The 3,835-nt window shown below is 67.2% G+C and carries 6 protein-coding genes; 1 reads left to right on the top strand and 5 read right to left on the bottom strand.

Going from position 1 to position 3,835, the window contains the following annotated elements:
* Positions 1-2: 2 nt before the first annotated feature.
* The 3 genes from AC04L7_RS14135 to AC04L7_RS14125 are packed head-to-tail and all read right to left on the bottom strand — an operon-like array spanning position 3 to position 1,831.
* A complete protein-coding gene (locus AC04L7_RS14135; RefSeq protein ID WP_296278171.1) occupies positions 3-851 on the bottom strand; it encodes a SirB1 family protein in 849 nt (282 codons plus the stop codon).
* Between the two features lie 38 nt (positions 852-889).
* Positions 890-1,336: a DUF192 domain-containing protein gene (locus AC04L7_RS14130; RefSeq protein WP_299346782.1), complete on the bottom strand. Its 447-nt coding sequence runs from the start codon at positions 1,334-1,336 to the stop codon at positions 890-892.
* 60 nt (positions 1,337-1,396) lie between these two features.
* Entirely contained in the window at positions 1,397-1,831 is a 435-nt protein-coding gene (locus AC04L7_RS14125) for a hypothetical protein (RefSeq protein WP_436000303.1), read from the bottom strand.
* A 148-nt stretch (positions 1,832-1,979) separates the two neighbouring features.
* Here AC04L7_RS14125 and AC04L7_RS14120 point away from each other — a divergent pair, with 148 nt between their 5' ends.
* Positions 1,980-2,369 carry a hypothetical protein gene (locus tag AC04L7_RS14120; RefSeq protein ID WP_436000301.1) on the top strand — a complete coding sequence of 130 codons (390 nt, stop codon included), beginning with the start codon at positions 1,980-1,982 and terminating at the stop codon, positions 2,367-2,369.
* A gap of 14 nt (positions 2,370-2,383) precedes the next feature.
* Here AC04L7_RS14120 and AC04L7_RS14115 read toward each other — a convergent pair whose 3' ends face one another.
* Together AC04L7_RS14115 and rpiA are read right to left on the bottom strand one after the other, a co-directional pair.
* On the bottom strand, positions 2,384-3,052 hold the full coding sequence (locus AC04L7_RS14115) for an SH3 domain-containing protein (RefSeq protein WP_475513240.1): 669 nt from the start codon (positions 3,050-3,052) through the stop codon (positions 2,384-2,386).
* A 14-nt stretch (positions 3,053-3,066) separates the two neighbouring features.
* The gene (rpiA, locus tag AC04L7_RS14110) at positions 3,067-3,717 is read right to left on the bottom strand and encodes a ribose-5-phosphate isomerase RpiA (RefSeq protein ID WP_296278176.1); all 651 of its coding nucleotides are present in this window, start codon (positions 3,715-3,717) and stop codon (positions 3,067-3,069) included.
* Between the last annotated feature and the right edge of the window lie 118 nt (positions 3,718-3,835).

Raw genomic sequence — 3,835 nt, 5'->3', positions numbered from 1 at the left:
CATCAATGCATCCGCGATGTACGCGCCGCGTTGAGCTCGATCAGCTGTTCGCGCATCGCCGCGGCATCGTTCGCTTCCGGCGACAGGTGCAGGTAGCGGGCCAGGTCGCGCTGCGCGCCGGCCTTGTAGTCCATCTTCAGGTAGGCGAGGCCGCGGTCGCGCAGGGCGTCGGGCTGGTCGGGCGTGAGTTTCAGCACGCGGTCGGCGCTGCGGGCGGCGCGGTCCCATTCCTCCCGCTCGGCATACAGTCCATGCAGGTTACGCAGCGTGCGCACGAGGATGGCGCGCGGCGAGGCGGGATTGAGGATGTGCAGCAGCGCGGCATCGTCCGGAACGTCGCCGCCCAGGTGGGGTTTGGCGCGTTCGCGCAGCTCGTCCACACCGAGCGGCCGCCCGCCATTGAACGGGTCCATCACCAGCAGGCCGTCGTCCACCGGCAGGCGGACCAGGAAATGACCAGGGAAGGACACACCATCCAGCGGCACGCCGAGCCGGCGGGCGACTTCGATCTGCACCATCGCCAGCGACACCGGATTGCCCAGCCGGCGTTCGAACACCTGGTTGAGGTAGCTGTTGCGGGGGTCGTAATACTCGTCGTGGTTGCCGGTGTAGCCCAGCTCGTCGAACAGGTGCCGGTTGATGGCCGCCATCTTCAGCGGCCACGGCTCGATCGTGTCGATCTCGTGGCGCAGGTGTTCGGCATGGCTCTGGACGAGCGTGTCGTAGAGATCGGCGTCCAGGTCGGGGTACTCGTCGCGCGCAATCAGAAGCGCGGTTTCCAGCAGCGGTACGGTGTCGTCCGCCTGGCTGGCCAACGCATTCCATTCCGGCAATGTCAGTCGATCCCCCATGGCCACAGACTGCGGCCAATCGTCGCGACAATCAAGCCTCAGCGGACAGGCGGAATGCCTTTGCCCAACTCCATTTCCGCACCGTCCCTGAGCTTCAGCCGCTCGGCTTCGCCGGCATTCAGTTCCAGCACGTAGCGGGCGGGCTGGTCGCTGGGATAGGAGGGGCAGCTGTCGCCGCCGGAGCAGGGCGGGACGTTGCGTTGCTGGGTGACCAGCTTGCGGGCATCGTCGAAGTACAGGATGTCCAGCGGGATGCGCGTGTTCTTCATCCAGTAGGCCTGCGGTTCTTCGGCGTCGTGGATGAAGAGCATGCCGGTGCCGGCGGCCAGCTCGTCGCGGAACATCAGGCCGCGTGCGCGCTCGGCGTCATCGTCGGCGATCTCCACCGTGAAGCGTTCGCCGCCGACTTCGACCCAGGGGCCGCCGTTGGCACAGGCGCTGAGCAGCAGGGCGGGGGCGAGAACGGACCACGGGGGCAGGCGCATGTCGACATCCGGCGTCATCAGGGAGCCGCCAGTGTAGCGCCGACCGCCGCGGGGACCGCGTCACCCGCACGCCAGCCGCTCGGCCACGCGCTCCGCGACCCGACGGTTGTCGCGGTAGTAGGCGGCGTTGTCGGCGAGCGCCTGCCAGCGGTGCTGGTCCTCCACGTGGTGTCGCAGCTGGCGGACGACCCGGGGCATCAGTCGTCGATGCGTCGTGGCGTCCGCCGGCTGGGAGAGCTGCAGCAGGTCGAGCAGCAACAGGATGCTGTCGTGGTTGCGTTCGGCCTGGCGACGCGCGGCGAGGAACAGGCGATCGAGACCGCCGGGTGTCAGCCGTGCGAGACCGGGGTCGGCCAGGCTGTGGCCCGGTGCGGCCTGCAGAACGTACAGGGCATCGTCGAGCGGTGGTGCTGCGGCTTCGAACATCGTGTGCGGAACGTCGCTGGTCTCGGCGCGCGGTGGGATGTCGTGCGTGTTGCGATCCTTCGGTGTCATCGGAAGCTCCTTGTGTCCGTTGTCGCGCATGCGTGTCGTGACTGTCATCCGACGTGCGCGGTGCGCCGCACTGTATGAACTCAAAAAGTGCGCGTCAATTCACGTGGATAGTGAATATGTGTGACTTCACGCCGCTAACGTGGCCGGCATGGGCAACGAGCGCGAAAAATTCTCGCAACGACTGGCGAACGCCATGCAGCAGGCGGGGTACGAAGCGCGGCCGAAAGTGTTGTTCCATCTCTTCAACAGCCACTACCGAGGTCGTTCCGTCACATTCCAGACGGTGTCACCTTGGCTGAGGGCGGGCGCGATCCCGGCGCAGGACAAGCTCCAGGTGATCGCGGACCTGCTGGGAGTGGAGCCGCATGCGCTTCGCTTCGGCTCACCCTCGCGTTCGCGGGTGGCGGAGACGCGATCGCCATGGCCGTCCGGTGTCGGCAGTCGCGAGCGCCAGGTCATCGATACGTTCCTGAAGTTGTCGCCGAAGAAGCGCGACCTCGTCGGCGATCTGGTCAGGGCGCTATCCGACAACAGCTGAAGACCCCGGCGCGCTCAGTCGCCGGCGACGAAATACTGGAACGCCCACCCGCGCGCGCCTTCGCGGACCAGGGAGATGCGGTAGTCGATCGGGCTACGCAGCAGCCRAGTGGCGATGTAGCCCTCCTGGCCCGATGCCAGGCGAACACGCGTCCACGCGGAATCGCCGGCGCCGTCGACCGCGTCGTCGACGCGCGTCAGCACGGCATGACTGACGCGCGTGACGACGGGTGCCGCGAGATCGGGTTTCGCCCGTACGGCGACATCGCGGCCGAGCACGACCTGCGCTTMGAAGACGTCCGGATCGCCCGGGTAGGGCAGGCAGTACACATACGGCGCGCAGTACACCGCCTCGCCATCCTCCTGCCTGGCCACTCCGGGCAGGGCGAGGACCTCCTCGAGTATCCGCCACAGCTCGCGCGTGGCATCGGCATCGCGCAACCACAAGGCATCGAAGCCCTGGGGCCCGGTATCGCCACCGAAGCTCAGCGTGGTGGCATCGCGGACGCGGGCGCGCAATGCCTGCACGTCGCGCGCCGCGACGATGCGTTGCAGATCGTCGCGCATCGCCTGTACCGAGGGCGGCAAGGCCTGGCTCGGTGGCGCAAGCACGGGATCACGGGCCGTCGCCATGCCGGCCGCGACCATCAGGCCGGCTAACGACAGGGTGCGCGCGACGGACACGGCGGTCCTCTTCCTCAGCCCAGCACGATCGGTGGTTCGCCACCGACGATCACGATGTCCGCGGGGCGGCGGGCGAACAGCCCCACGCTGACCACGCCGGGAATCTGGTTGATCTCGCGCTCCATCGCCACCGGATCGGTGATCGACAGATTGTGGATGTCGAGCACCACGTTGCCGTTGTCGGTGGTCACGCCATCGCGCCATACGGGCTGGCCGCCGGTCATCGCCAGGATTTCGCGCGCGACCAGGCTGCGTGCCATCGGGATGACTTCCACCGGCAGCGGGAAACGGCCGAGGACGGGCACCTGCTTGCTGGGGTCGATGATGCAGACGAACTGCTTGCTGGCTTCGGCGATGATCTTCTCGCGCGTTAGCGCCGCGCCGCCGCCCTTGATCAGCCGCTTGTGCGGATCGCACTCATCGGCACCGTCGACATACAGCGACAGCGTGCCGGTGTGGTTGAGGTCGAGCACATCGATGCCATGCTGCTTCAGGCGTGCCGTGCTCTGCTCCGAGCTGGAGACGGCGCCCTTGATGCGGTCCTTGATGCCGGCCAGCGCATCGATGAAGTAGGCCACGGTGGAGCCGGTGCCGACACCGACGATCATGCCGTCCTCGACGAACTCGATGGCCTTTTCGCCAGCCAGGCGCTTTGCTTCGCTCATGGTGTCTTCTCAACAGGAAAATGATGTCTGCGGGAGCGCACGCGGACCACGCCCGAGGGTATGCGCATTACTCCAGCGCCAGCAGGAACTTCCACTGCGCGGCGGTCACCGGCAGCAC

The organism is Pseudoxanthomonas sp. LjRoot204_2 (assembly GCF_056175765.1).
The sequence above is the reverse complement of the archived record's forward strand: the minus strand, read 5'-3'. Positions and strand labels throughout refer to the sequence as shown.